The following is a 25,306-nucleotide window of genomic DNA, read 5'->3' as shown; positions in this document are numbered from 1 at the left end:
ACGGACAATATGCTTTTACTGAGAGGATGAAAAATGTTGAAGAAAATTGCTGTGATTGGAACAGGGTATGTCGGGTTAGTATCGGGTACTTGTTTTGCTGATATCGGAAATCGTGTCATCTGCTGTGACATCGATGAATCAAAAATCAACAGCTTAAAAAGTGGTGTCGTTCCCATTTATGAACCGGGTTTAAAGGAATTGATTGAAAAGAATACCGAAGAAGGAAGACTGTTTTTTACAACCAATATCCCTGCTGCTATCAGGGAATCAGACATTATCTATATTGCTGTAGGGACTCCGATGACAGCACAGGGAGAAGCAGATTTAACGTATGTGAAAGCTGTCGCTCAAACCATTGGTGAACATTTAAATGGCTACAAAATCATCGTCAATAAAAGCACAGTGCCCGTTGGAACAGGCCGGCTCGTTCAAGCCATTGTCGAAAAAGCATCCCGCAGTAAGTATCCTTTTGATGTCGTATCCAATCCAGAATTCCTCAGAGAAGGCTCTGCCATCAAAGATACGATGAATATGGAGCGGGTGGTTATAGGGTCTACAAGTTCTCATGCATCGGAAATCATTAAGACGTTACATGAACCGTTTCAAACAGTAGTGGTTGAAACCAACCTAGAAAGTGCAGAAATGATTAAATACGCAGCAAATGCGATGCTTGCAACCAAAATTTCTTTTATCAATGATATTGCCAATATTTGCGATCGAGTGGGTGCAGATGTTGAGAAAGTATCAGAAGGCGTTGGTCTAGATAGCCGAATTGGACAGAAGTTTTTAAAAGCCGGAGTTGGTTTTGGAGGTTCCTGCTTCCCGAAAGATACCAAGGCACTATTAAAAATAGCTGAAACAGTAGGTTATCGTTTTAAGTTAATTGAATCTGTTGTCGAAACAAATACACATCAACGAGCGTATCTCGTGAAGAAATTGATGGATGTCTATGGTGACATCAAGGGAAAAACGATCTCTGTATTAGGATTGGCATTTAAACCTAATACAAATGATTTAAGATCCTCTCCTGCTCTTGATATTATTCCAATGCTGCAAGATCTAGGAGCTTATGTAAAAGCGTATGACCCAATTGCTCACTTAGAAGCGAAGAAGATCCTTGGAAACCAAACGATATTCAGTGACAACCTATATCAAACTATAGAGCATTCAGATGCATGTTTAATCTTGACTGAATGGGAAGAAGTATTAAAAATGGATATGGAGAAAGTCAGAAGACTACTTCAACGTCCAGTGATCATTGATGGACGTAATATATTTGAACCAGAACAAATGAGAAAAAACGGCTTTATTTATCATTCGATCGGTCGTCCTCATGTACAGGATGTTAAGATGTTATTAGAAGCTTGATTTTTAGGAGGAACTTGGATGAAGAAAGTATTGGTTACTGGAGGTAGTGGATTTATAGGTTCACATACTGTTGAAGAATTAATAAACAAAGAATATGAAGTCATCGTGCTTGATAACTTTTCAACAGGTAGGAAGGAAAATATTGCACATTTATCTGTTCCGTGTATTGAAGAGGATGTAACAAAACCAGAAGTGGTTGAAATTATTAAACAAATCGCACCAGACTATATCATTCATCTTGCTGCACAAGTAAGTGTCGCAGTATCGGTCAATGATTATATATATGATCAAGAAGTGAATATTAAAGGATCTCTGCATGTGATCAAAGCGGCTTCAGAGGCTGGTGTCAAGAAAGTGGTATTTGCCTCATCAGCCGCTGTCTATGGAGATCCTGTGTATCTGCCAGTAGACACCGCTCACCAGTTAAAGCCTGGTTCGCCGTATGGTTTATCAAAACTCACAGTAGAGCGGTACTTAGAAATGGCAAAAACATTGTATGATGTGGACTACTGTATTCTTCGGTATAGCAATGTTTATGGTCCGCGACAAGACGCACTTGGCGAAGGCGGCGTTGTCTCGATTTTCTCTGATAAGTTTGCAAAGGATGAGGCTCCTTTCATTTTTGGAGACGGGGAACAAACAAGAGATTTCATCTATGTAGGTGATCTAGCAGCAGCGAATGTTGCGGCTTTAACAGCTCAATCAAACGTTTGTTTAAATATTTCATGTGGGGATTCGATCACTGTGAATGAGCTGTTTCAAACGATGAAGCGAGTGACGGGGTCGCATCTTGAACCAATTTATAAGGCGCAGCGTGCAGGGGATATTGTGCATAGTACATTGTCAAATGAGGAAACGAAACAAGTCTTATCATGGGAGCCTGTTGTGAGTTTACAGGAAGGTTTGGCTCGTACCATTTCCTACTATGAACAGGAAGTCAAGGCTTAATCCCTCAAATCGGATGGGTTGCTTAGGAGGATAATGGGTATGAGTGTGAAACAAACAGCATGGCAAATCATGATTGGATGTATTTTGTTTGCAGCAGGGATTGGGCTTGTACAAATGGCATCCGTCCAGCCCGTCGGGTTAAAGAAAATGGTGGCTGTTCCGGTTATACTTCTGATCCTGGCTGCTGCTCTCGTGTTGATGAAGTTGTACATGAATGGTGAGCAAATCTTCATGTCAGCCATCTATCTTTTGATTACATTGACCTTTCTCAACAACGCTTTTTTTTCTATTAGTGCTGGATTCTTTAGCCTTTTTCTCTACCGTATCATGCTCATCGCCGCTTTTGTTTTATTCATATGGCGGATGAGAGAAAAGGGGACGTACATATCTCAGTGGCAACAGATTCGAGTCAAAGGTATTCTTGGTTTTTTCGCTGCATGGTTTCTTTACGGACTCATCTCACTGCTTTGGGCGCATTCAGTCACAGACGGCCTGAAATATATGTCCCTTCTTGCAATGGGAATGGGATTTGTCTTTCTAGTCGTCATGTATATTCAGCGAATGGACCAAGTGGTGACCTTTTATAGCATTTGGCTCGTGATGACTGTGTTTGTGATGGGGATTGGGTTCTATAATCACTTTACATTGAACCATTTACCGAATACCTCATTATATCTAGGGCCAGCATATAAACAGCACTATCCTACATCTGTCTTTTTTAATCAGAATGACTTTGCAACGTTTTTATCGATTAGTTTCTTCTTATATCTAGCGTACATGCGTCAAATGAAAAACGGTTATATCAAAGCGTTTGGATTACTAGGTGCAATCGCCGCGCTGTATCTCATTTTGTTAACCGAATCCCGCGCCAGTTTGCTTGGCATATTTGCAGGAGTGGCGATCTATGTGTGGCTACTGCTCCCGCGTGTTCTCAAAAAGTGGTCAATCATTGCCGCAAGCGGACTTGTCGTCATTGGTATCTCTGTCTTTTCAGCCAAGATTTATTCGACTTTTTATGACTTGTTTCTCGCTTCTCAGGTCGCGCATTCTTTTAGTGAACCACTCCCGTCTAACATCGCGAGAGCGAATTTGATGAAAAATGCTTGGCACTTCTTTACGAATTCATACGGATTCGGGGTTGGAGCGGGGAATGTGTCTTACTATTTAGCTCACTTTTCGATCTTTGATACAGACCAGGTCGTAGAAGTGCACAATTGGCTGCTGGAATTGATGACGAACTTTGGATTTGCAGTCATGCTGGGCTATATCTCACTATACGCCTATCTCATGTTCACACTTTACAAACAATACAAATGGGCTGACACAAGATCAGCAAAAATGATCATTGAGGGGTTGTTTGCAGCCATGCTGAGCTTTCTCGTTTCAAGTATCAGTCCTAGCTCCATCTCGAATTTATATTTTCACTGGGTATTTTTAGGACTGGTGATCGCAGCGGTGAATATGTTGAAAAACAAACAACGACTCAAGCTATGGTAAACCGTGTGTGATGCTTTGTATGTATGGCTACACTAGTGAAAGAGCAAATAAGTCAATGTTGGGAGAATGAACATGTCTGGTTTCATATCTAGGATAGGGAAACGAATCAAAAAGTACATCGTATGGCTCATACTGCTGCCTATCGTATTAGGTGCCTTTGGTTTCTTTTTTGCTAAAGGATCTACGCAGCAGTCTAGTTACACAGCTGCTGTTACCCTCACTCTCGGTAAATATGATGACGGAGTGTATAACAATATGGCAGAAGTGACATCTCTATTAAAAAGCGATGCATTTCTAAATCAAGCACTCAGTGATGTGAAAGAAGAAGAAAGACAGGATATGAAAACCCGTCTCATCCTTACCAATCAATCAGATACACAATTACAGTTGTCGTTCACTGATGCCGATAAGGATCGTGCTTTGGCTGTCGTGAAGCAGGTGTCGAATACATTTCTCAAGCAAGATAAAGCATTATTTACAAAAAGGCAGCAGGTTATTGAAAGTAGATTAGCTGCACTTCAAGACGAATCGGTCAGCAATGATTCAAAAGTTGATAAAGAACGATTCTTATATGAATTGGAGTCTACAAAGCTTGGAATGAAGCAGGCAAAGATTGTCGATCCTGCCCAAGTACTTGATGAGGGCAATAAAGGCATGTCAGCCAAAAAACGGGCACTGCTTGGGCTTGTCATTGGCTTTAGCATCTCGCTCATGTTTGTCGTCTTACCCGAAGTGTTCAAAGAATCTTAATAATGAACTGGAGATGAGTCTTAGGTGAACAATCAACCGTTAGTATCCATCATTACACCTGCGTATAATGCGGAACGTTATTTAACGGATACAGTTCATTCCGTCCTTGCCCAAACCTATTCCAATTGGGAACTGATCATTGCAGATGATTGTTCTACAGATGGAACTAGAAAGCTATTAGAGGATTTAAGTCAAGCGGACGACAGAATCAACGTCATTTATTTAGAGGAAAATGGGGGAGCTGCCATTGCTAGAAACGCAGCCATCAAACAGGCAAAAGGACGCTTTATCGCTTTTCTAGACAGCGATGATATGTGGAAAGAGACGAAGCTCGAAAAACAGGTAGACTTCATGCTGACAAATGATTATGCCTTTACATTTACGGCATATGACATCATTGCAGAAAACGGAGAACCATTAGAAAAAACCGTCACTGCGCCAGCGAGATTGGACTATAATGAAGCCCTGAAAAACACCATTATCGGCTGTTTAACGGTCATGCTTGATCTTGAAAAGGTAGGACATGTGGAAATGCCAAACATTCGCACAAGACAGGATTTAGCTACATGGCTGTCTATATTAAAAAGAGGGTTTACAGCCTATGGTATGAGTGAACCGCTCAGTGAATATCGCATCGTTGGGAACTCCATTTCTAGTAACAAGTGGAAAGCAGCGAAAAAAACGTGGTTTGTCTACAGAGAAATTGAGCAGCTTCATTTTGTGAAAGCGTCCTGGTGTTTTATGCACTATGCGACAAATGCTGTGAAGAAACGCTTATAAACAGAAGGGAAAAAAGGTGATAAAGGTGAAAGCAGACTCGATCATACATGTTGTCGTAGCGACGGGAGAATGGGGACAGGACGGACTAAGGTACAGACGGCATCGGCTGGCCGAATTTCTAGCATCTGATCCAGAAACAAAAGAAGTCATCTGGGTATGCCCGTCATCATCTCGTCATATAGCTCCCTTTCAGCCCATAACCGATCGAATGAAGCAATTGACCATTCCCGATGTGCTCAAGAGCAAATTATTTCGCTTTGGTCGATATCAAGACATGTTCTATATTCATAAATTATCCCCTCTTCTTGAACATTTGCGGCAGGAGGAAAAGAAGGGGATTGCCGTTTGTTTATGGTATACGTTTCCGGGCTTTCCGCTCTTATCTTCTTTATTTGAATGGAAACATATTGTCTATGATTGCAGTGACCTGTGGGGAGAGCCGATAAGCGGCAACCATAACATCCTTTCTTATATGAGGCAGCGTGTCATTGTTAAAGCAGAAAATCGAATTATTAAATACGCACACAGCATTACATGTTCTTCTCAATATTTACACGATCAAATCAAAAAACGTCTGATGGGAGAACCGAAAGATGTGTTTACAGTGGAAAATGGTGTCGAGTACGATGTGTTTGCGAAAAGCAATCTTCCGTGTAAAGAAGATGTGCTGGAAGGAAGAGAAGGAACCGTGCTCGGTTTTATCGGAGGAATCAAGCCAAAGCTCGATTTTGACATGATGGCTGAAGCTGCTCGCATGCGGCCTGATTGGACATTTTTATTTGTCGGTCCGGATGGAACGAATGGAGATCCATCTTTTCAGCATGCACTTAAACTGCCTAATGTGATTTGGACAGGAGCTGTTGCACCAGAAGAAGTGCCTGCTTATATGAAGCTGATTGATGTAGGGATGATGCCATACAAACAATCCCCTTATAATCAAGCGGTGTTCCCTCTCAAGCTTTATGAATTTTTAGCTGCTGGAATACCGGTTGTCGGTTTAAATCTCCCTTCAACGGAAAGGCTAAAAGAGAAGAATGTGTATGAATATTTAGTGGGCGATGATCCTGCGCTCTTCATAGAAGCCTGCCTAAAAGTGATCAGCAAAAAAGACGACACGGCTTTTAGACACCTAAGACAAAGCCGAGCGAAGAAAAAAGATTGGCACGCGCTGTTCACAAACATGGTGGAACTAACGAATATTAAAGAAAACGCATAATTCATTCAGGATTGTGCGTTTTTATTTGTTTCATCACTAGGGAGGTTGTGATCATCCTCTATTCAATTGTATAATGGAAAGAGCGGCCAATATACAAAATACAGATTTCAATTTAGAAGGAGACTGACCTATGGATTACGAACGCGCCTTATTAGCGTTTTTTGTCTCTCTGGCTACAGTTTTAATTGTGACACCAATCGTCAAGAAGTTTGCAATTAAGATTGGTGCAGTGGACCAGCCGAATAAACGAAAAGTTCATGATAAAGTAATGCCTCGAATGGGTGGTTTGGCAATTTTTATTGGAGTAGCGGCTGGAGCATTAGCAGGCGGGCTGTTTCTACATAATAAAATTACAGCAATTTCAGTTGGTGCCATACTCATCGTCATTTTAGGTATATTTGATGATAAATATAATTTAAGTGCAAGATTTAAATTTCTCGTACAAGTCCTTGTTGCTTGTTTGATTGTGAGCACGGGCTTAAAAATGGACTTCTTCTCTGTTCCTTTTTTAACAGATCGAATTGAGTTAGGATGGATGGCTTATCCCCTCACCGTGCTATGGATTGTCGGTATTACAAATGCCATCAATTTAATTGACGGCCTTGATGGACTAGCTGCCGGTATATCTGTCATCGGTTTATCAACGATTGCAGTGATGGCATTTTCTGCTGATAAGATTCTGATTCTTTCTTTATCTCTTGTCGTCATTGGCAGTACGATCGGCTTTCTCTTTTACAACTTTCATCCGGCGAAGATTTTTATGGGAGATACCGGTTCGCTATTTTTAGGCTATATGATCTCGGTGCTGTCACTTTTAGGCTTATACAAAAGTGTCACTTTGTTTAGTGTTGTTGTTCCTGTGATCATTCTAGGTGTTCCTATATTTGATACGACCTTTGCGATCATTAGGCGTATATTAAACAAACAGCCGATTTCATCACCAGACAAATCTCATATTCATCATAGACTAATGGCCTTCGGCTTGTCCCATCGCATGGCTGTCATCGTGATTTACATGATTGGGTTAGTCTTTAGCTTAAGTGCGATTTTGCTGACAAGCGCGACCATTTGGTTATCACTCATCATTATTTTTTTACTGGTGATGTTTATGCAAGTGATTGCGGAAGTTACGGGTTTGGTCAACGAAGAGTTCAAACCATTTACGAAATTTTATAAACGAATGGTCAAAAGACAATAAAAAACAGCCCGTTCCTAGGAACTGGGCTGTTTTTATTATTGGCCTGATGTGTTGGTCGAAGGGTTAGTTATATCACTTGACCCTGTTTCGCCAGAGGATGGATTCGTTTGTGAATCTGTTTCTGTCGAAGATTCAGTAGGAAGCTTTAAATGCGTCCTTAATTCATTTTGTACGTTGGCTAGATTGGTTTGATCTGGCTCAAAGTAATACGTTCGATTTGGTCCTAAATAAAGATCCGACCCTTTAATAGAAAGTGTTTCTGTGTCGTCTCCCTTAAACCCGCTGTAGATCTGCTGAAGGGCTAGACCTTCTGTGATACGGAAGTTGGTCGTAATATGATCACTGACTTCTTTCGCAATATTATCGACGTTCGCGATGTTATTTGCCTTCGACATTTGATCAATCATTGCACGTAAAATTTGTTTCTGACGATCATTACGTCCAAAATCACCGCGTGGATCTTGTTTTCTCATCCGTGCGTAGGCAAGTGCTTCTTCCCCGTTTAAATGCATATTTCCTTTTTTGAAATAAATCTTTTTCGATTTTTTCACATCACTTTTTTCATTGAAGTCAAATGGAACATCGATATCAATTCCACCAACTTCATCAATGACATCCTTGAATCCGTCAAAATCAACGGTCGCATATTTATCAATCGGAATATTCAAGAATTGTTCGACAGTTTCGATCGTCTCGTCTTTACCGCCTTTAGCAAATGCCGCATTAATCTTGACTTTATTACCTGTCGTGTCACTTGCAAGCTGTACGCGTGTGTCACGAGGAATGCTAACCATTTTCATCGTTTTGTCTTGAGGATTAATGGTTGCGACAATAAGTGAATCTGAACGGCCATGATCACCATCTGTAGCATAATCCTCAATTCCGACAAATAGTACAGAGAAGGGTTTCTTTTTAATATCAATGACCGCATCACGAAGCTTCGATTTCTCGCCGCGATCTAGTTCATCATATGTTTTGTCAGCGGCTTGAAGTGTATTGACTATTTTATAGACTGCAAATCCACCCATACAGATGAAAAGAAGCAAAAATAAGACCAGGATACGTTTAAAAATTTTCTTCTTCTTACTCTTTTTCTTTCGTACACGCACTTTTACTCGTTGTGCCATTCATCTGTCTCCTTTATCGGACCAATGTCCTTTTCTAAATAAATCAGTTCGCCTTCTTTTGTAACACTCTTTCCATTTGTCAGCTCAGTCATCCATTCAATGAACTGCTCTGTTTGTGTTTCTTCTACATACGTCTCAAAAATAACATCTTCTGCATAATGAATTTCTTTTAGCTGAAAAGATGAGGCTCTAAGCTCATTCTCTACCTTTCCAAGCCATGTATAATCTATTGTTGTGTGCATCGTACGCATTAAACAGCGCTCTACCATCCCAACATGGTTGATGGCTTCTGATACAGATTTTCCGTAGGCACGAATCAATCCACCGGCGCCTAGCTTAATACCGCCGAAATAACGAGTGACTACTACAACTGTATCTTTCAGCTTCCGTTTTTTTAACACTTCAAGCATGGGCACACCCGCTGTACCACTTGGTTCACCATCATCATTCGCTTTTTGAATCAGGTCATGTTCTCCAATGAGATAGGCAGAACAATTATGTGTGGCATTCCAATGTTGTTTTTTAATGGATTGTATAAATGCTTGTGCTTCTTCTTCTGAGACAGCACGCTGTATATGACAAATAAAACGTGATTTTTCAATGACGATCTCATGCTCGCCACGACTTTTTACTGTAAGATAGCGATTCAGCAAAAGATATACCCTCCTGAAAAGCAAATTGTAAGAATAGAGAAAATTTGCATTGGTTTTAGAATTTTACAGCGTATTTTGTTATGATGATAGGGGTAGAAAAAGGGTCGTCAAAAAAACTTCATGATTTATACGCATTCTTTCATTATAATTCGACATAAAATGCAGATCAATGACATTTATAATAAAAAAAGATGACATCACTGTTACGGGAGGGAAAAGCCATGACAACACCTAAAATGGATCCGAAATTATTGGATTCAATCATCATGAAAATGCTAAGTACAGTTGATGGCAGCAAGGACGAAGTATTTAGGATAGGCGAACAGTCCCGTCAACAATATGAAAGCCTTGTAGAAGAGCTGAAGCAAATCAAGCAGCAAGTAAACGAAGTAATTGATTTTGGGGATAAACTAGAAGTCCATACGAGACATGCTAGAAATCGCTTATCTGAGGTCAGCAGAAACTTCAACAAATTTAGCGAAGAAGAAATACGCGAGGCCTACGAAAAAGCACATAATCTGCAGGTGGAACTCACCATGATCCAGCAGCGCGAAAAGCAGTTGAGAGAAAGAAGAGATGATTTAGAAAGACGATTGTTAAGCCTACAAGACGTCATTGAACGCTCTGAAACGCTTGTGAGCCAGATCACAGTTGTTCTTAACTATCTCAATCAGGACTTACGCCAAGTTGGCGTGTTACTTGAAGATGCTCAAGCAAAACAAGATTTTGGACTGAGAATTATTGAAGCCCAAGAAGAAGAACGTAAAAGGGTATCCCGTGAAATTCATGATGGTCCGGCCCAAATGCTGGCAAACGTGATGATGCGTTCCGAATTAATTGAACGGATTTTTAGAGACCGTGGAACAGAAGAAGGCTTTAAAGAAATTAGAAGTCTCAGACAGAATGTGCGAAATGCTCTGTACGAAGTGAGAAGAATCATTTATGATTTAAGACCAATGGCTTTAGATGATTTGGGTCTCATTCCGACGCTAAGAAAATATTTAAACACAATCGAAGAGTATGATGGAAAAACCAAGATTACGTTCCAATGCCTAGGAGATACAGAAAGCGAAAGAATTGCTTCTCAATTTGAAGTGGCACTGTTTAGACTAGCCCAAGAAGCTGTCACAAATTCACTAAAGCATTCCGAAGCTGAGGAAATCTCTGTAAAAGTAGAAGTGACGAAAGACTTTGTCACGTTAATTATCAAAGACGATGGAAAAGGCTTTGATATGAAAGATGTGAAAACAAATAAAAATAAATCCTTCGGTTTACTTGGCATGAAAGAACGCGTAGACTTACTGGAAGGTAAAATGACCATTGACTCAAAAATAGGTCTAGGGACATTCATCATGATTCGCGTGCCATTAACATTGCAAAATAAAATTGTAAAATAGAGACAAAAGACATATTGACCATAAAGTTCAGGTGTAGAACAATAAACATGGGGAGGCGTAGCTTGTGACTAAAGTAAATATTGTAATTATTGATGATCACCAATTATTCCGTGAAGGTGTCAAACGGATTTTAGATTTTGAACCTACTTTTGAAGTAGTTGCAGAAGGAGACGACGGTGACGAAGCTGCACGTATCGTAGAACACTATCATCCAGATGTTGTCATTATGGATATTAATATGCCGAATGTTAATGGTGTAGAGGCTACAAAGCAGCTAGTTGAGCTTTATCCCGAATCAAAAGTCATTATTCTATCTATTCATGACGACGAAAACTATGTGACACATGCATTGAAAACAGGAGCAAGAGGCTATCTGTTAAAAGAAATGGATGCAGACACGCTCATTGAAGCAGTGAAAGTCGTAGCTGACGGAGGATCTTATTTACATCCGAAAGTTACTCATAACTTAGTAAATGAATTCCGACGCCTAGCGACTAGTGGCGTTTCAGCGCATCCGCAGCATGAAGTATATCCTGAAATTCGCAGACCACTTCATATCTTAACGAGACGTGAGTGCGAAGTACTTCAAATGTTAGCTGACGGAAAGAGCAATAGAGGAATTGGTGAGTCGCTCTTTATTAGTGAGAAGACAGTCAAAAACCACGTGAGTAACATTTTACAAAAAATGAATGTAAACGACCGTACACAAGCTGTTGTTGTAGCAATTAAGAACGGCTGGGTAGAAATGAGATAATGTTCCGGACAAGTACTCCTTTTTCGCCTGTTCTTGGTTCTCTCACATGTTAATTGGAGAGAAATGATAGGTAGATAAGGAGTATTTTTCGGATATAACGGGCTTGCCTATTGATTAGGCAGGCTTTTTTGATTACTATTATAAATCTAATGAAACACAATGATCATTCTTTGAAAATAAAAAAGAGCAACTTAACGGATAAGGAAGGTATTTAAGAATGAAAATAGCCGTTGTAACAGACAGTACTGCTTATATACCACAAGAGCTACGTGATAAACATCATATTCATATGATCCCTCTTAATGTCATTTTTGGCAACGAATCATACCGTGAAGAAATAGAAATGGATTGGAAGACTTATTATGAAGAAGTCAAAAAGCATAAAGACCTTCCAACCACCTCTCAGCCTGCTTTCGGTGAACTAATAGAATTATATGAAAAGCTAAGTGAAACATATGATGCCGTGATTAGTATTCACCTTTCTAGCGGAATTAGTGGAACATATAATAGTGCAGCCTCAGCAAATGACCTAGTTGACGGAATTGACATTTATCCGTTTGATACAGAAACTAGCTGTATGGCGCAAGGTTTTTATGTGATAGAAGCTGCTGAAAAAATTCAAGCTGGTGCTTCCCCACAAGAAGTGTTAGCTCATCTCAACTACCTGAAAGAGAATCAGAAAGCTTATTTTATGGTAGACGATTTAACTCATTTACAAAGAGGCGGAAGATTAAATGGTGCTCAGGCTTTCATTGGGAGCCTCTTAAAGGTAAAGCCTATACTGCATTTTGACAACAAGCTAATTGTCCCTTTTGAGAAGATTCGCACACGTAAAAAAGCTATTTCACGTATGTTTGAATTATTTGACGAAGATGCATCTCGTGGTGTCCCGATGAGAGCAACACTGATACATGGTAATAGAGAAGAAGAAGTAGACGAATTAATTGCGCACTTATCAGAAAAATATCCTCATGTTGAATTTTATAAAAGCTATTTTGGTGCCGTAATTGGCACTCATCTAGGCGAAGGCTCTTTAGCTCTTGGCTGGGTGATTAGATAAATCTTAAAAACCTCTTTTCTCTTAGAAAAGGGGCTTTATTTTTCTTTTTTAGCTGTTGGACGAAAGGTTATAGCTTTGCGCATAATAGGCAAACATCAATTGAAAGGTGTTTGTTGAAATTGAACATGGACAAAGCAATGAAACTCGGGGAGCAACTGCAGTCACGCCACCTGCTTACCGCTGAAACAAGATGCTTACAGTCTGAGTTAGATTGGCTGGAGGAGAAAGGGTTAGTTATCCGAAGGCCTGCTATTGAGAGGAAAGCAAATGGTCTTATTTGTTGCAGATGTGGTGTTTCAAAAAATCAATACTTTGCCCACTCTCCATGTGACAAGTGTCAAAAAGATTGTGTGTACTGTAGATCATGCATCATGATGGGGAAAACATTGGAATGTGAATTTCTATATGAATGGACGGGTCCACCCATAGAAGGAACCGCTCACACGGAATTAACATGGCGGGGAAACCTGTCTAAAGGACAAAAAAGAGCATCAGAAAAATTGATCGAAGCGATAAAACACAAATCTGATTTACTTATCTGGGCAGTTTGCGGGGCAGGGAAAACAGAAGTTCTTTTTCAAGGAATAGAATATGCCTTACATCAAGGAATGAGGGTATGCATTGCGACACCTAGAACTGATGTGGTCCTTGAACTAGAGCCTCGGCTTAAAAAAGCATTTCACGGACTGAAAATAGCTGCTCTTTATGGAGGAAGTCTTCAAAGGTTCCAAATAGCTCCGCTAGTAATCGCTACAACTCATCAGTTGATGAGATATAAACATGCATTTGATGTGCTCGTTATAGATGAAGTTGATGCCTTTCCTTATTCAATTGATGAACGACTCCAATTTGCTGTTTTAAAGGCAATGAGAAAAAAAGGCGTTAGGGTTTATTTAAGTGCGACGCCATCTAAGAAAATGATAAGAGATGTATCTCGTGGACAACTAGAAGCCATAAAAATCCCTCTTCGCTTTCACCAACAACCTTTACCTGTCCCATCCTTTCAATGGATTGGACACTGGAAGAAGAAATTAAAAAAGAACCAGCTTCCACCTATAGTAATGAATTGGATGCAGAACCATATTGCAAAGAAGAGAAGGGTTTTACTTTTTGTTCCTTCTATTTCTACTATGAAGAAGGTAACGAAGGTTCTTAGAAAACACCACTTAAATGTAGAAGGGGTGTCTGCTGATGATCCAGATAGGAAACAAAAGGTCCAGCAATTCAGAGATGACAAATACGATGTATTAGTTACAACCACAATTCTTGAAAGAGGCGTAACCATTCCAAATGTGCAAGTGGGGGTGCTAGGTGCAGAATCTACTATCTTTACAGAAAGTGCACTTGTTCAGATTTCTGGTAGAGCAGGTAGACATCCCGATTTTTTTAAAGGAGATGTTTTCTTTTTTCATTTTGGTTTAACGAGAAGTATGAAACAAGCAAAGGATCATATTGTAAAAATGAATGATACAGCTGAAAAAGAGTTCTCAGAAAAATAATGTAGGTGCAACTAAATTTCATGGTACATTTATATTCACAATACACAAATGGCAGGAGAGACAAATATGCTACTCAATGCAAAAGAAACACTACTCAAGGAAATCCTCTATCAATATCTCAACCAATTAAACATGATTTGTCACTGTGAAAAGTGTATAGAAGATGTATTAGCGATCTCACTGAATCAAGTGAAGCCTCAGTATATAACAGATATCAATAAAATATCTTACAGTAAATCTGAGATGGTGGACAAACAGAAGAATACAGCCATGCTGGTCATTCTCACAGAAGCCGCTTCAAAGGTCTCCGCATTTCCACGGTGCCAAAACCGTCTGCCGATAAATAAGGATAACAATTGATCTGCCTGATTTGTGAGGGACATTTTGTCAATCCTTTTACATGGAAATCATTACTTCTATTAAATGATGATCGTCTATGTATAGCATGTAAGCATCACTTAGAAAAAATTAAACGTCCGATTTGTCCAGCTTGTGGGAGAGCGCAGTCGAATGATCAATTATGTCAAGACTGTTCCAGGTGGAAAGAACGCCCTGATTCTACTACAGTACTTGTGAAAAATAGGTCTGTCTATGCTTACAACGATTTGATGAAAGATGTCCTTTCCCGCTTTAAATTCCGAGGTGATACAGCTTTAGCTGAGCTTTTTAAACAAGATGCCCAAGCAGTATTTAAGCGCTCCTTTTCAATGAAAGAACCTGTGCTCATCCCAATTCCTTTAAGTAAAGAAAGACAAAAGGAAAGAGGGTTTAATCAGTCCGTCATACTTGCTTCCTTGATTGGTCAGCCGACCCTTCAGCCGCTTATGAAAATACACCAAAGCAAACAGTCCAAGAAAAAGAAAAATGAACGTTTAGATCAAAAAGGAATGTTTCAAATCAAGCAGACAGATGCGATCATTCAAAGGGATATTATCTTGATTGACGACATTTATACAACGGGGGCTACTATTTATGATGCTGCGAGAATTTTAAAAGAAGCGGGTGCCAAAAGTGTTTCCTCTTTTACGTTAATCCGTAGTTAAAATTCAGGATAATTAACCGATAATAAGAAGAGAATATAACGTAAGGGGTTTTGGTTATGAATCAATTGGCAAACTGCCCACAATGTAATCAGCTGTTTTTAAAAACGACCATCCAAACGGTTTGTAACAAATGCTTCGAAGAAGAAGAACGTTCTTTTGATATCGTTTATAAATTTTTGCGAAAGCAAAGTAATAGACAATCAACTATTGCTGAAATAGTAGATGCAACAGAAGTTGATGAAGAATTAATCTTGAAATTTATCCGCTTGAAAAGACTTCAAATTAGCCAATTTCCGAATATCAACTATCCTTGTGAAAGATGTGGCCAACCGATCAGGAAAAACAAGCTGTGCAGCCAATGTGAACAGGACATTCAGTCGCAAATAAGTCAAATGAACCAAGAAGAAGAGCGTAAAAGGGAGATTGAATCTAGGAAAAAAGACACCTATTATGCCATTAATCCTAAAAACGATTGATTCCCTAAACTAAGTTGCAGTTTGGTCGATAAAATGGATAGAATCAAGACAGACTGTAACGGAAAGCGAGAGGAATCCCGTGAAAATTAATCGATATGGAACACAACCAGTAAATCCTTACAAGAAAACATATGAGAAACAAACGTTGCAATCAAATCAAGCAAAATCAACTGATAAAGTCGAAATTTCTAAAAAGGCAATCGAAATGCAAAAGGTGCCGAATATCATGAAAGAACGCCAAGATAAAATAGATCAAATTAAAAAAAGCATTGAAGCCGGAACATATCAAGTAGATACAAAAGGTATTGCTGATAAAATGCTCAATTTTTATAAACAACAATAACAAAAGGGAGTAGCGTGAATGTCAGTTAAAATAATCATTGAAGAGCTGCATCGTCTCTATGGATTGCATGAACAGCTTTTGAAGCTGTCAAAGGATAAAACAGAAATGCTGAAAAGCAATGAGATTGATGCTCTTTCAGAGGTTTTGAATTTAGAACAAAAATATATTCAGGCCATTTCTCAATTAGAAGAAAAACGAATTGAAGCGACAGTTCAATTTTTACAAAATGATGAAACTCCAACTATCACCGCGTGTATCGAAAAGGCTGAAGGTTCGGATCAAGAAGAGCTCATTTCGTTATATGACAAATTAAATGACATCATGGTGGAACTGAAAGATGTAAATGAACTGAACAAACAGCTCATTCAGCAATCGCTTCAATTTATTTCACTGACATTCGATCTCGTTAACCCTAATAAAGAAAATATGAATTACGGACAAAATGGTCTTGAGAGTTCAAAGCCTAAACAGCAGAGGGCTTTGTTTGATTCAAAGGCGTAAACAAGGAGGATACCAATGGGTTCTACATTCATGGGTCTAGAAACGGCAAAAAGAGGAATTACAGCCCAGCGCGCAGGGCTTTATGTCACATCAAACAACGTCTCCAATGCAAATACAGATGGCTACTCAAGACAAAGAGTTACCTTTAAAGCAGAGAATCCTTATCCAGTCATTTCAGTTTATGATGGCAAGACGTATGGCCAAATGGGGACAGGAGTTCAAGTTGGAACCGTTGAAAGAATTCGAGACAGCTTTTTAGATCTGCAATTTAGAGATCATAACAATAATTTGTCTTACTACTCAGCAAAATCTGACGCCCTTTCGCAAATGGAGGGAGTTATGAATGATTTGACGGATGAAGGCTTAAACAGAGCCTTTGATAACCTTTGGAAATCATTACAGGTCCTATCCGAAACAAAAAATGCCGACACCGCTTCTGCGCGTACAGTTGTTAAAACAAGTGCACAGGCTTTAGTAGATCAATTCCGTCTACTTAATTCTTCTTTAACAACGATACAAAAGAATTTAAAAACAGAACTCGATTCAACAGCTAAAAATGTGAACACTATTTTATCTCAAATAGATGAAGTGAATAAACAGATTGCAGCAGTTGAGCCAAACGGATATCTTCCAAATGATCTTTATGATACCCGTGATGCGTTAGTAGATCAATTATCTTCATTTGTTGATATTAAAGTGAGCTACAATCCATCTGGCGGGAATGCACTCAAAATTGCTGAAGGAACTGTCAACATTGATATTATTGGTGCAAATGGACAATCTGCTGGAACGATTTTGAATGGCATTACGAACGAAAAATCTGAACTGCAAATCTCCTATGATAATACAACGGGACTTGTTAACTCACTTCAATTCGGAACAACAACCATTGCAGCAGATCAGCTTCAAGTGAATGGTAAAGTAAAAGCACTTGTTGAGGCTTATGGCTACATGTCAAATGGTACTGAAAAAGGTATGTATCCAGAAATGCTTGCAGAGCTGGATGAAGTAGCACAAGTATTTATGGATACATTTAACGATGTGCATAAGCAGGGGTACACGTTAAATGGCACAAGCGGACAAGACTTTTTTGATATTGAGAATAACAATGAATTAAATAAAGGATTAGCTGCTCGTATTAAAGTGAGTGATGTCATTTTAGCATCAACAGATAATATCGCAGCATCTCTCAATCAAACGCAAGGTGACGGTTCGAATGCTACGAAATTAGCAAATATACAAGACCTGAAGTTACCAATCGGTGGCAATACAACAACGATTCAGGATTACTACCAAAATGTCATTGCTGAGATGGGGATTCAAGGGAAAAAGAACATGACGCTAGAAAGCAGTTCAGCTGCTCTTGTCAATTCAGCTAATGAACGTAGAATGTCGACGAGTGCTGTTTCCATTGATGAAGAAATGACGAATATGATCCAATTTCAGCATGCATATAATGCAGCTGCGAGAGTTGTGACATTACAAGATGAAATATTGGATAAAGTAATAAACGGCATGGGTGTCGTAGGAAGGTAGGTATAACTGATGCGAGTCACACAAGGTATGATTTCTCAAAACTCACTTCGTAATATTAGTAAAAGTTATGAAAAACTTTCTAAAATAAATGAGCAGGCACAAACAGGGAGACGTTTCACAAAAACGTCTGATGATCCTGTTGCAGCAGTAAAAAGCCTTCAATATAGTACTGCCATGTTTCGAAATGAACAATATCAGAATAACTTAAATGAAGCACAAAACTGGATTGATACATCTGAAACAAGTGTCACTGAAATCATTGATATTATGTCAAATGTTCGAGATAAAGTGCTTGATGCAGCTAATGGTACAAAGCAGCCAGAAGATTTAGCAGCTATCGGAGTGGAAATTGGTCAGATGAAGAAACAAATCATTGATGCGATGAACACTCAGATGTTAGGTAAGTTCGTATTTAATGGAACAAATACAAATGTTAAACCAGTTGTCGAAAACGCAGATGGTACGTTTACGTTTAACTTTGAAAACTATACAGATGCAAATTCCGTTAAGTCGAACATTTCAGATGGTATCACTTTAAATGTGAACTCAAATCCAATTTCAGCGTTTGGTGGACAGTCTGCCAGCGGCCAAAATGTCATTGAAATGCTGACGGATTTAGAAAACTCATTGAAAAATGGAACGTTCGCAAATTCTGATGATGCGTTAGGAAGCATCGATCAGTTTAAAGAAGTGATGAGTGCTGAGCGCTCGGACTTAGGAGCGCGTTCAAATCGTGTTGACTTAGTAGGCAGCCGTTTGACTTCACAATTCCAAGTGCTCAAAGATGCTAAGTCTAATAATGAAGATGTTGAAAGTGAAAAAGCAATTCTTGATCTTCTTCAACAAGAAACTGTGAATAGAGCAGCTTTAGCAACGACGGCTAAAGTCATTCAGCCATCCCTTGTCGATTTCTTAAGATAATAAAAAGCATCCGTTGGGTGCTTTTTTGCATCATGGAGGTGTACCTAAATGCAAATCCCTAGATTGTTAATGCAACAAACCTATGCAAAGCTGCAAATGTCGACAACTCCATCTCGTCAAGAAGTAGAGCAGCCTAGAGCGGACCTTGAAATTCAGCAGCCCAAAGCTGTTATGAATATCAAAAGGACACCGTCAAAATTAACTATAGACCAAACCGAGGCATTTGCCGATATGGATATCAAGTCAATTTTTAGGCGTTCAGAAGAATGGGCAGCCGAGGGGAAACGTGCTGTTGGAGAGGGAATGGGCCGAAGGGCGGAAGAAGGTAGTGAACTCATCAAGATCGAGAATGGTGGGAATGCAATTGCCGAGTTTGCTAAAATCAATGGCGCTCCTCCAGCCAAACAATTTACCATTGGTGTGATCCCTTCATTCTTTAGTGTGAAAATTCACTATCAGCCATCTGAGCTTCAAATTGATGTGGAGCCTCAAAAAGCTATCATAGAGGCAACGCCTCATAAACCAATCGTTAACTACCAGCCAGGTAAGGTCAATATTGATATGTTACAATACCCAGATTTAAAAATAGAAGTTGACGAAACGGGCCAAAATGGTGATAAGGTATAGTTAAGAAAAATGAAAAAGGTCGTGAATTATGATCATTCAAACAAAATACCATGGTGAAGTGAAAATCAAAGAGGAGCAAATGATCAACTTCTCTAATGGAATACCAGGATTTCTGGATCAAAAACAGTTTGTCATTTTACCTTTATCAGAAGAGTCACCATTTTTAGTTCTTCAATCATTGAAAAACGCAGAGTTAGGCTTTATTGTCAGCAGTCCGTTCTTATTCTTCAACCAATATGAATTCGATCTAGACGAGACGGTCGTAGAGATTTTGGAAGTAGAAGATGCGAATGATGTGGAAGTCATGGTGATCTTAACAATGGAATCATCTATTGAAAAAACGACAGCCAATTTAAGAGCGCCTATTATCGTGAACCGGAAAAACATGAAAGCCAAACAGGTGATTTTGCATGATTCAGCTTATCATACAAAACATTTGTTAGAGGTGGCATCCTCATGTTAGTTCTCTCGCGTAAATTAAACCAGTCGATTCAAATTGGCGATGATATTGAAGTCAAGATTATTTCAATCGAAGGCGATCAAGTGAAAATAGGGATTGAAGCTCCTAAGCACATTGATATTCACAGGAAAGAAGTGTACCTGTCTATTCAAGAAGAAAACAATCGTGCTGCGAGTTTATCCGTAGATCTCCTCTCTCAATTATCCTCACAAAAAAAGTGAGGATTTTTTTATCTGATTCAGCTGTCCTTCTCCGTGTGAAAGCGTTTTGATATGGGTGTTTAAGATCTATATGAAACTTTAACAAATCTGTCCATCTATATTTAATTTGAAAATTCCAAGCCGATATAAAAGATAGATTAAAGCACAGGAGCTGAATAACTATGTCTGTTGGTAAGTTGACGTCGCTAGAGCCAATTATCGATGCATTTCAAACCCGTGTTTCTAATAACCAGAATGACAATGTAAACCCTGACTCACAAGCAAATGGCAAGGTCGTTTCAAAAGAAGAAATTGAAAAAACGCTTCATGGAGCAAACAAACTGATTGAACCCACTCAATTTCATCTGCAATTTGAATTACATGAAAAACTCAATGAATATTATGTCAAAGTCGTAGATAACCAAACAGAAGAAGTCATTAGAGAGATTCCTTCCAAGGAATGGCTTGATTTCTATGCGGCAATGACAGAGATAGTCGGTTTATTTGTAGATAAAAGGATGTAAATGAAGGGAGAACATAAACAATGGTTAACCGAATTACTGGATTTTCAAATGTCTTTGACATTGACGAAATCGTATCAAAACTCATGAAAACAGAACAAGCACCACTTGATAAAATGACACGCCAAAAACAAACACTTGAATGGCAAAGAGACAGCTATCGTGAGGTTACCTCAAAAGTCAAAGAATTAGATGATTTAATTTACAAATTAGAATTAGGTCGTCCAAGCACATATGGCGCCAAAAAAGTGACAAGCTCAAATGAATCTGCAGTCACAGCAACTGGATCAACAAATGCTGCCTCCGGTTCAATCAATGTTACCCAACTAGCGACAGCTTCTGTCTTCAAATCGTCTGGTACTTCTGGTTTTACACCTGCAAATGGCACTTTTACATTCGAGGTGACAACACCAGATTCGACGAAACCGAAAACGGTGACAATCAATACTGCTGATACCGATACCATTGATGACATCGTGAAAAAGCTGAACAACTCACAATTAGGTGTGACAGCTTACAAAGGACAAATCTTTGACGGATCTAACTATGTCGATACGGTCGCTCTCACTTCACGGACAACAGGTGAAGGTGTCAGCATTAAAGCAACTGATGGTAATTCAGCTTCATTCTTTACTCAATTAGGCTTCCAAGTGGATGGAGATAACAAATTAGTTGCGACCACTCAAGGGCAAAAAGCACAATACGAGATTAATGGTCTGAAAATGGAAAATAACAATAATACATTTGAGCAAGCTGGTATTACGTACGAACTTAAAGGGACAACCGATAAGCCTGTCAGTTTAAACGTTTCAACAGATGTCGATACAATCTTTGATAAAATTAAACAATTTGTTGATAAATACAATGAGCTTGTTGAGCAGGTCAATGGCAAAGTTAATGAAAAAAGAAATAGAGACTATCATCCTTTAACAGCAGAAGAGAAAAAAGCAATGTCTGACAAAGAAGTGGAGCTATGGGAAACGACAGCGAAGTCTGGCTTACTGAGAAGTGATTCCATTTTACGAGGTGGTGCCTCTAAAATAAGAAGTGATTTTTATGCTGAGATTACAACAAGTGATGCAAATAAAATTCATATCACACAAATCGGAATTACCACTTCAAATAAATATAAAGATGGCGGTAAGCTTGAAATTGATGAAGAAAAATTAAGAAAAGCCATTGAAGCAGACCCGCAGAATGTCAGTCAAATGTTTATCTCGGGTAAATTAAATGTCGATTCAAAAGATAAAGACAAAGCGCAGCAGCAATATAATGAACAAGGAATTATTTATCGTGTTCAAAATTCCTTAACAGCCTTTACGAAAAGTATTCAAAAAAAGGCTGGAAGCACGACAATGCAATTAAAGGAATACGTACTTGGTAAGGACCTTGATTCTTTAACAAAAAGAATGGATACATTTCAAGATCGTTTGAAAATGGTGGAAACCCGCTACTACAAAAAGTTTAGCGCCATGGATAGCGCGATTCAAAAGCTAAACAACCAATCTGGCTATCTTTCTCAACTGCTTGGACAATAATTGGAGGTTTATAACATATGGCAATTCAGAACCCTTATGCCGCCTATCAGAAAAATTCTATTGAGACTGCAACACCTGCTGAGTTGACGCTTATGCTTTATGAAGGCTGCTTAAAGTTCATAAGACTCGCGAAGTATGCCATTCAAAAAGAGGATGCAGAAACGAGAAATGTGAACCTGAAAAAGGCTCAAAACATCATTCAAGAATTAAATGTCACCTTAAATCGTTCTTATGACGTATCAAAGAGTATGGCAAGTATGTATGATTACATTTATCGCAGACTGATTGAAGCTAATCTTCAAAATGACGAAGAGATGTTGAATGAAGTAGAGCAATACGTAACGGATTTCCGTGATGCGTGGAAGGAAGTTATTCAAAACGATCGAAAAGGGCGCCACCACTCTATCGGGGGATCTCTATGAGTATTGTGGACCAGCTGCATGACCAAACATTAAAAATGGCAGCCGAAATAACGGCAAATCCGCAAAGTGATACCTTGGTTGAAGACTTTGATGCCTTTTTAATTGAGAGAGACGAATTAATGAGAGATATTCAGCATGAGCTGACCGATCAAGAAAAAGAAAAAATCAAAGAAATTATCCAAACGGATCAACAGATGGCGAAGCAATTAACGGTGATCCAAAATGGGATCAAAGCAGATATTCAAGCCATTCAAAAAAAGAAAACGAAACAGCTGAATTACCAAAATCCATACCAGCCTATGACGAGTGACGGCGTATATTACGATAAACGGAAATAATTAGGTGAGACCTGTGGCGTATCGTTCAGATGACTATATTTTATTAACCACATATTATGAACTTCTATTTACGATAGAAGAGAGTCTAAAATATTTAGATGAAATTGAGAAGGATTTTGCTAAAACTGAAGGGGATCGGATCTTTAATGATCTGATCCATGCCTTCTTTCATTTAGACACAACACATCCCCTTCTGCTTTCAATTATAGAAAATGAGCACTTTGCCAAAACGATTCGTTCATTTGATCAAATTTTTTTAAGTTTTGATATACTAGCTTTCTATACATTCCCTTCAATACACTTCCAATCATTCCTTAAATCATATTTTATACCTGAATATAGAAAGTGGATGGATGAAATACATGCCTGTATGAGGCCGTATGTCATTCATTAATTTTTGTTCAATTCAGACTGTCGGAGGAAATTATGAGACTAAAAAATCAATTTTTGTTAGGGCTTATTGTCATATGTGTATTGTTTGTCAGTATTTTAGGTTTCTCGAGCTTTATTTATTACAAAACAGATCAATCCTATAAGACGCTTCTTAGCAAAGAAGTAAAGCTTTATCAAACCTCATTAGAATTAGAGGCACTTTTGCAAAAACAGGAAGCACAAATTAAAACTTATGTTGTCATGAGAGACAGGGAAATATCGCAAAAAATTGAAGAAACCTATGTTGATATCAATAAAACAACAGGGGATGCTTTAAAACTTAGTACAGTCAAAAAGGCAAAACAATTATTAACAAAAATATCTCAAAAGAATGAACTCTACTATGAATCCACCAAAAGGTTATTTATCTCATTAAATACTAATAATCAAAAAGAATTCAACACACGCCTCAATCAAGAATTACAACCTATCGAACAAGAAATACATACCTTTACAAAAGAATTTGCTCAAACGCAGTTGAAGCAACGGGACCAAAAAATTAAACAGCTCAACCAAGACAGTAATCAATTACTATTCACTCTCATTCTAGTTAGTGGCGTCATTATTGTTGGCTTTTTGTTGATTGGGACAAGATTCGTTTATCGTATGACAAAGCCAATTGTCTCTGTCACAAATGCTGCGAGAAGGATGGCAGATGGTGACCTTACACTTGAAGAGATTGAAGTGACCTCTAAAAATGAGATTGGTCAACTTGGTACCGCTTTTAATCAAATGACAAAGCATTTGCGTCAGCTCATTTTACAGGTACAACATGGATCAAGACAATTAGCTGATTCTGCTGCCCAGTTTGAGGAAACGATTCATCAAACCATATCAGCTAGCGAGCAGACATCTAGTTCGATTGAACAGGTCAGCGAAGCTTCACGTGAACAATCAGACGCGGTCGGAAAAGTAGCTTCTGCGATTCAAGAAGTCTCTACTGGTATGCAAAATGCAGCTGAACACACATCCGATGTTTCGGGTCACTCAATTTCAGTGACTGAAAAGGCTGAAGAGGGTGCAGCACTTATTCAACAATTCGTAAAGCAAATGAGCTCTATCAAAGCGTCTGTGAACGAGCACCATTCTACAATGGCTCATGTACAAGCCCAGTTTACTGGCATTGAAGATTTGTTAGGTCATATTCATGCTATTGCTGATCAAACGAATTTGCTTGCTTTAAATGCTGCTATTGAAGCGGCAAGAGCGGGAGAACATGGGAGAGGGTTTGCGGTAGTAGCAGATGAAGTGAGAAAACTGGCGGAAGAATCTAGTCAGCTAACAGATCAAATTAGTCAATTGCTCGCGAACGTGAACAAAGATACTGAAAAATCATCACATTCGATGACAAAGGTTGAGCAGGATGTAGCAGAAGGTGTGAAAGTATCGCAATTGTCAGAACAGAGTTTTCATGAAATCCTAGAATCTATTCGTGATATTTCGATGAAAGCAGAGGAACTTTCAGCCACTGCAGAGGAGATTTCAGCTAGTACAGAGGAAATATCTCAGACGGTTGGGGTCATTGAAGAAGGAGCCAAACGCAATTCAGAAGAGACGGAGTACATGTCTGCGGCTGTTGAAGAGTCATTGGCAGCAAATGAAGAAATGAAAGCAGCAGCGGAAGACCTAAAAACTTTATCTCAATCGCTGAAAACATCAATATCAACTTTCACCATTTAAATGTGCGCTGGTCTTTTTCAA

General features: G+C 38.9%; 29 protein-coding genes. 27 read left to right on the top strand and 2 right to left on the bottom strand.

Annotation, left to right across the window (positions count from 1 at the left end; all coding sequences use genetic code 11):
• The first annotated feature begins 33 nt into the window (after positions 1 to 33).
• The 7 genes from MKX52_RS16060 to MKX52_RS16030 all read left to right on the top strand — a co-directional run bounded on the left by MKX52_RS16060 (position 34) and on the right by MKX52_RS16030 (position 7,757).
• On the top strand, positions 34 to 1,368 hold the full coding sequence (locus tag MKX52_RS16060; RefSeq protein WP_144468295.1) for a UDP-glucose/GDP-mannose dehydrogenase family protein: 1,335 nt from the start codon (positions 34 to 36) through the stop codon (positions 1,366 to 1,368).
• Between the two features lie 18 nt (positions 1,369 to 1,386).
• Positions 1,387 to 2,316, top strand: coding sequence for an NAD-dependent epimerase/dehydratase family protein (locus tag MKX52_RS16055; protein WP_088004431.1), 930 nt, complete (start codon positions 1,387 to 1,389; stop codon positions 2,314 to 2,316).
• Positions 2,317 to 2,355: 39 nt separating this feature from the next.
• Positions 2,356 to 3,813, top strand: coding sequence for an O-antigen ligase family protein (locus tag MKX52_RS16050; RefSeq protein ID WP_342491022.1), 1,458 nt, complete (start codon positions 2,356 to 2,358; stop codon positions 3,811 to 3,813).
• 72 nt (positions 3,814 to 3,885) lie between these two features.
• Positions 3,886 to 4,563 (top strand): hypothetical protein, encoded by a 678-nt coding sequence (locus tag MKX52_RS16045; protein ID WP_342491021.1) that lies wholly within the window; start codon positions 3,886 to 3,888, stop codon positions 4,561 to 4,563.
• A gap of 24 nt (positions 4,564 to 4,587) precedes the next feature.
• Entirely contained in the window at positions 4,588 to 5,343 is a 756-nt protein-coding gene (locus tag MKX52_RS16040) for a glycosyltransferase family 2 protein (protein WP_342491020.1), read from the top strand.
• Positions 5,344 to 5,359: 16 nt separating this feature from the next.
• On the top strand, positions 5,360 to 6,559 hold the full coding sequence (locus MKX52_RS16035; RefSeq protein WP_342491019.1) for a glycosyltransferase: 1,200 nt from the start codon (positions 5,360 to 5,362) through the stop codon (positions 6,557 to 6,559).
• Between the two features lie 130 nt (positions 6,560 to 6,689).
• A complete protein-coding gene (locus MKX52_RS16030) occupies positions 6,690 to 7,757 on the top strand; it encodes an MraY family glycosyltransferase (protein ID WP_342491018.1) in 1,068 nt (355 codons plus the stop codon).
• A gap of 35 nt (positions 7,758 to 7,792) precedes the next feature.
• On the opposite strand, the gene MKX52_RS16025 is transcribed toward MKX52_RS16030, so the two are convergent.
• Together MKX52_RS16025 and MKX52_RS16020 are read right to left on the bottom strand one after the other, a co-directional pair.
• Complete coding sequence (locus tag MKX52_RS16025; RefSeq protein WP_119125450.1) at positions 7,793 to 8,884, bottom strand: LCP family protein; 1,092 nt, start codon at positions 8,882 to 8,884, stop codon at positions 7,793 to 7,795.
• Entirely contained in the window at positions 8,869 to 9,537 is a 669-nt protein-coding gene (locus MKX52_RS16020) for a YigZ family protein (RefSeq protein WP_012011434.1), read from the bottom strand. The genes MKX52_RS16025 and MKX52_RS16020 overlap by 16 nt, the downstream gene beginning before the upstream one ends.
• 221 nt (positions 9,538 to 9,758) lie before the next feature.
• On the opposite strand from MKX52_RS16020, the gene MKX52_RS16015 reads away from it, so the two are divergent.
• From MKX52_RS16015 to MKX52_RS15920, 20 genes are all read left to right on the top strand, one after another.
• Entirely contained in the window at positions 9,759 to 10,934 is a 1,176-nt protein-coding gene (locus tag MKX52_RS16015; RefSeq protein ID WP_003213166.1) for a sensor histidine kinase, read from the top strand.
• A 64-nt stretch (positions 10,935 to 10,998) separates the two neighbouring features.
• Positions 10,999 to 11,688, top strand: a complete 690-nt coding sequence (gene degU, locus MKX52_RS16010) for a two-component system response regulator DegU (RefSeq protein WP_008348273.1) — start codon at positions 10,999 to 11,001, stop codon at positions 11,686 to 11,688.
• Positions 11,689 to 11,905: 217 nt separating this feature from the next.
• On the top strand, positions 11,906 to 12,748 hold the full coding sequence (locus MKX52_RS16005; RefSeq protein WP_088004424.1) for a DegV family protein: 843 nt from the start codon (positions 11,906 to 11,908) through the stop codon (positions 12,746 to 12,748).
• A gap of 119 nt (positions 12,749 to 12,867) precedes the next feature.
• Positions 12,868 to 14,247: a DEAD/DEAH box helicase gene (locus MKX52_RS16000; protein WP_140404325.1), complete on the top strand. Its 1,380-nt coding sequence runs from the start codon at positions 12,868 to 12,870 to the stop codon at positions 14,245 to 14,247.
• A gap of 66 nt (positions 14,248 to 14,313) precedes the next feature.
• A complete protein-coding gene (locus tag MKX52_RS15995) occupies positions 14,314 to 14,607 on the top strand; it encodes a late competence development ComFB family protein (protein WP_088004423.1) in 294 nt (97 codons plus the stop codon).
• On the top strand, positions 14,604 to 15,290 hold the full coding sequence (locus MKX52_RS15990; protein ID WP_342491017.1) for a ComF family protein: 687 nt from the start codon (positions 14,604 to 14,606) through the stop codon (positions 15,288 to 15,290). The genes MKX52_RS15995 and MKX52_RS15990 overlap by 4 nt, the downstream gene beginning before the upstream one ends.
• Before the next feature lie 56 nt (positions 15,291 to 15,346).
• A complete protein-coding gene (locus MKX52_RS15985) occupies positions 15,347 to 15,766 on the top strand; it encodes a TIGR03826 family flagellar region protein (protein ID WP_012011429.1) in 420 nt (139 codons plus the stop codon).
• 79 nt (positions 15,767 to 15,845) lie between these two features.
• Positions 15,846 to 16,109: a flagellar biosynthesis anti-sigma factor FlgM gene (flgM, locus tag MKX52_RS15980; protein WP_003213252.1), complete on the top strand. Its 264-nt coding sequence runs from the start codon at positions 15,846 to 15,848 to the stop codon at positions 16,107 to 16,109.
• A gap of 18 nt (positions 16,110 to 16,127) precedes the next feature.
• Positions 16,128 to 16,610 (top strand): flagellar protein FlgN, encoded by a 483-nt coding sequence (locus tag MKX52_RS15975; protein WP_012011428.1) that lies wholly within the window; start codon positions 16,128 to 16,130, stop codon positions 16,608 to 16,610.
• 15 nt (positions 16,611 to 16,625) lie between these two features.
• Positions 16,626 to 18,146, top strand: coding sequence for a flagellar hook-associated protein FlgK (gene flgK, locus MKX52_RS15970; RefSeq protein WP_012011427.1), 1,521 nt, complete (start codon positions 16,626 to 16,628; stop codon positions 18,144 to 18,146).
• A 9-nt stretch (positions 18,147 to 18,155) separates the two neighbouring features.
• On the top strand, positions 18,156 to 19,067 hold the full coding sequence (flgL, locus tag MKX52_RS15965) for a flagellar hook-associated protein FlgL (protein ID WP_012011426.1): 912 nt from the start codon (positions 18,156 to 18,158) through the stop codon (positions 19,065 to 19,067).
• Positions 19,068 to 19,115: 48 nt separating this feature from the next.
• Positions 19,116 to 19,694 (top strand): DUF6470 family protein, encoded by a 579-nt coding sequence (locus tag MKX52_RS15960; protein ID WP_012011425.1) that lies wholly within the window; start codon positions 19,116 to 19,118, stop codon positions 19,692 to 19,694.
• Between the two features lie 28 nt (positions 19,695 to 19,722).
• Entirely contained in the window at positions 19,723 to 20,157 is a 435-nt protein-coding gene (gene fliW / locus MKX52_RS15955; RefSeq protein ID WP_012011424.1) for a flagellar assembly protein FliW, read from the top strand.
• The gene (gene csrA / locus MKX52_RS15950; protein ID WP_012011423.1) at positions 20,151 to 20,375 is read left to right on the top strand and encodes a carbon storage regulator CsrA; all 225 of its coding nucleotides are present in this window, start codon (positions 20,151 to 20,153) and stop codon (positions 20,373 to 20,375) included. Before fliW ends, csrA begins: the two co-directional genes overlap by 7 nt.
• 161 nt (positions 20,376 to 20,536) lie before the next feature.
• Complete coding sequence (gene flaG, locus MKX52_RS15945) at positions 20,537 to 20,878, top strand: flagellar protein FlaG (protein WP_012011422.1); 342 nt, start codon at positions 20,537 to 20,539, stop codon at positions 20,876 to 20,878.
• Positions 20,879 to 20,898: 20 nt separating this feature from the next.
• Positions 20,899 to 22,413, top strand: a complete 1,515-nt coding sequence (locus tag MKX52_RS15940) for a flagellar hook-associated protein 2 (RefSeq protein ID WP_012011421.1) — start codon at positions 20,899 to 20,901, stop codon at positions 22,411 to 22,413.
• A gap of 17 nt (positions 22,414 to 22,430) precedes the next feature.
• On the top strand, positions 22,431 to 22,835 hold the full coding sequence (gene fliS, locus MKX52_RS15935; RefSeq protein WP_088004418.1) for a flagellar export chaperone FliS: 405 nt from the start codon (positions 22,431 to 22,433) through the stop codon (positions 22,833 to 22,835).
• Complete coding sequence (fliT, locus tag MKX52_RS15930; RefSeq protein WP_003212921.1) at positions 22,832 to 23,173, top strand: flagella biosynthesis regulatory protein FliT; 342 nt, start codon at positions 22,832 to 22,834, stop codon at positions 23,171 to 23,173. The genes fliS and fliT overlap by 4 nt, the downstream gene beginning before the upstream one ends.
• 13 nt (positions 23,174 to 23,186) lie before the next feature.
• The gene (locus tag MKX52_RS15925; protein ID WP_012011419.1) at positions 23,187 to 23,567 is read left to right on the top strand and encodes a hypothetical protein; all 381 of its coding nucleotides are present in this window, start codon (positions 23,187 to 23,189) and stop codon (positions 23,565 to 23,567) included.
• Positions 23,568 to 23,599: 32 nt separating this feature from the next.
• The gene (locus MKX52_RS15920; RefSeq protein WP_217016951.1) at positions 23,600 to 25,285 is read left to right on the top strand and encodes a methyl-accepting chemotaxis protein; all 1,686 of its coding nucleotides are present in this window, start codon (positions 23,600 to 23,602) and stop codon (positions 25,283 to 25,285) included.
• Positions 25,286 to 25,306 lie beyond the last annotated feature (21 nt).

The sequence above is a fragment of the Bacillus sp. FSL R5-0422 genome, from assembly GCF_038610765.1.
Taxonomy (GTDB): Bacteria; Bacillota; Bacilli; order Bacillales; family Bacillaceae; genus Bacillus; species Bacillus pumilus_O.
The sequence above is the reverse complement of the archived record's forward strand: the minus strand, read 5'-3'. Positions and strand labels throughout refer to the sequence as shown.

Bases quoted from the DNA above. Each gene is read 5' to 3' on its own strand.
- MKX52_RS15960 (WP_012011425.1), top strand. From the start codon at position 19,116: ATGCAAATCCCTAGATTGTTAATGCAACAAACCTATGCAAAGCTGCAA.
- MKX52_RS15920 (WP_217016951.1), top strand. From the start codon at position 23,600: ATGAGACTAAAAAATCAATTTTTGTTAGGGCTTATTGTCATATGTGTA.
- fliS (WP_088004418.1), top strand. From the start codon at position 22,431: ATGGCAATTCAGAACCCTTATGCCGCCTATCAGAAAAATTCTATTGAG.
- fliT (WP_003212921.1), top strand. From the start codon at position 22,832: ATGAGTATTGTGGACCAGCTGCATGACCAAACATTAAAAATGGCAGCC.
- MKX52_RS15995 (WP_088004423.1), top strand. From the start codon at position 14,314: ATGCTACTCAATGCAAAAGAAACACTACTCAAGGAAATCCTCTATCAA.
- MKX52_RS16005 (WP_088004424.1), top strand. From the start codon at position 11,906: ATGAAAATAGCCGTTGTAACAGACAGTACTGCTTATATACCACAAGAG.
- MKX52_RS16055 (WP_088004431.1), top strand. From the start codon at position 1,387: ATGAAGAAAGTATTGGTTACTGGAGGTAGTGGATTTATAGGTTCACAT.
- MKX52_RS15940 (WP_012011421.1), top strand. From the start codon at position 20,899: ATGGTTAACCGAATTACTGGATTTTCAAATGTCTTTGACATTGACGAA.
- flaG (WP_012011422.1), top strand. From the start codon at position 20,537: ATGTCTGTTGGTAAGTTGACGTCGCTAGAGCCAATTATCGATGCATTT.
- flgL (WP_012011426.1), top strand. From the start codon at position 18,156: ATGCGAGTCACACAAGGTATGATTTCTCAAAACTCACTTCGTAATATT.
- MKX52_RS16050 (WP_342491022.1), top strand. From the start codon at position 2,356: ATGAGTGTGAAACAAACAGCATGGCAAATCATGATTGGATGTATTTTG.
- MKX52_RS16025 (WP_119125450.1), bottom strand. From the start codon at position 8,884: ATGGCACAACGAGTAAAAGTGCGTGTACGAAAGAAAAAGAGTAAGAAG.
- flgK (WP_012011427.1), top strand. From the start codon at position 16,626: ATGGGTTCTACATTCATGGGTCTAGAAACGGCAAAAAGAGGAATTACA.
- csrA (WP_012011423.1), top strand. From the start codon at position 20,151: ATGTTAGTTCTCTCGCGTAAATTAAACCAGTCGATTCAAATTGGCGAT.
- MKX52_RS16060 (WP_144468295.1), top strand. From the start codon at position 34: ATGTTGAAGAAAATTGCTGTGATTGGAACAGGGTATGTCGGGTTAGTA.
- MKX52_RS16030 (WP_342491018.1), top strand. From the start codon at position 6,690: ATGGATTACGAACGCGCCTTATTAGCGTTTTTTGTCTCTCTGGCTACA.
- MKX52_RS16015 (WP_003213166.1), top strand. From the start codon at position 9,759: ATGACAACACCTAAAATGGATCCGAAATTATTGGATTCAATCATCATG.
- MKX52_RS16045 (WP_342491021.1), top strand. From the start codon at position 3,886: ATGTCTGGTTTCATATCTAGGATAGGGAAACGAATCAAAAAGTACATC.
- fliW (WP_012011424.1), top strand. From the start codon at position 19,723: ATGATCATTCAAACAAAATACCATGGTGAAGTGAAAATCAAAGAGGAG.
- MKX52_RS15985 (WP_012011429.1), top strand. From the start codon at position 15,347: ATGAATCAATTGGCAAACTGCCCACAATGTAATCAGCTGTTTTTAAAA.
- MKX52_RS15975 (WP_012011428.1), top strand. From the start codon at position 16,128: ATGTCAGTTAAAATAATCATTGAAGAGCTGCATCGTCTCTATGGATTG.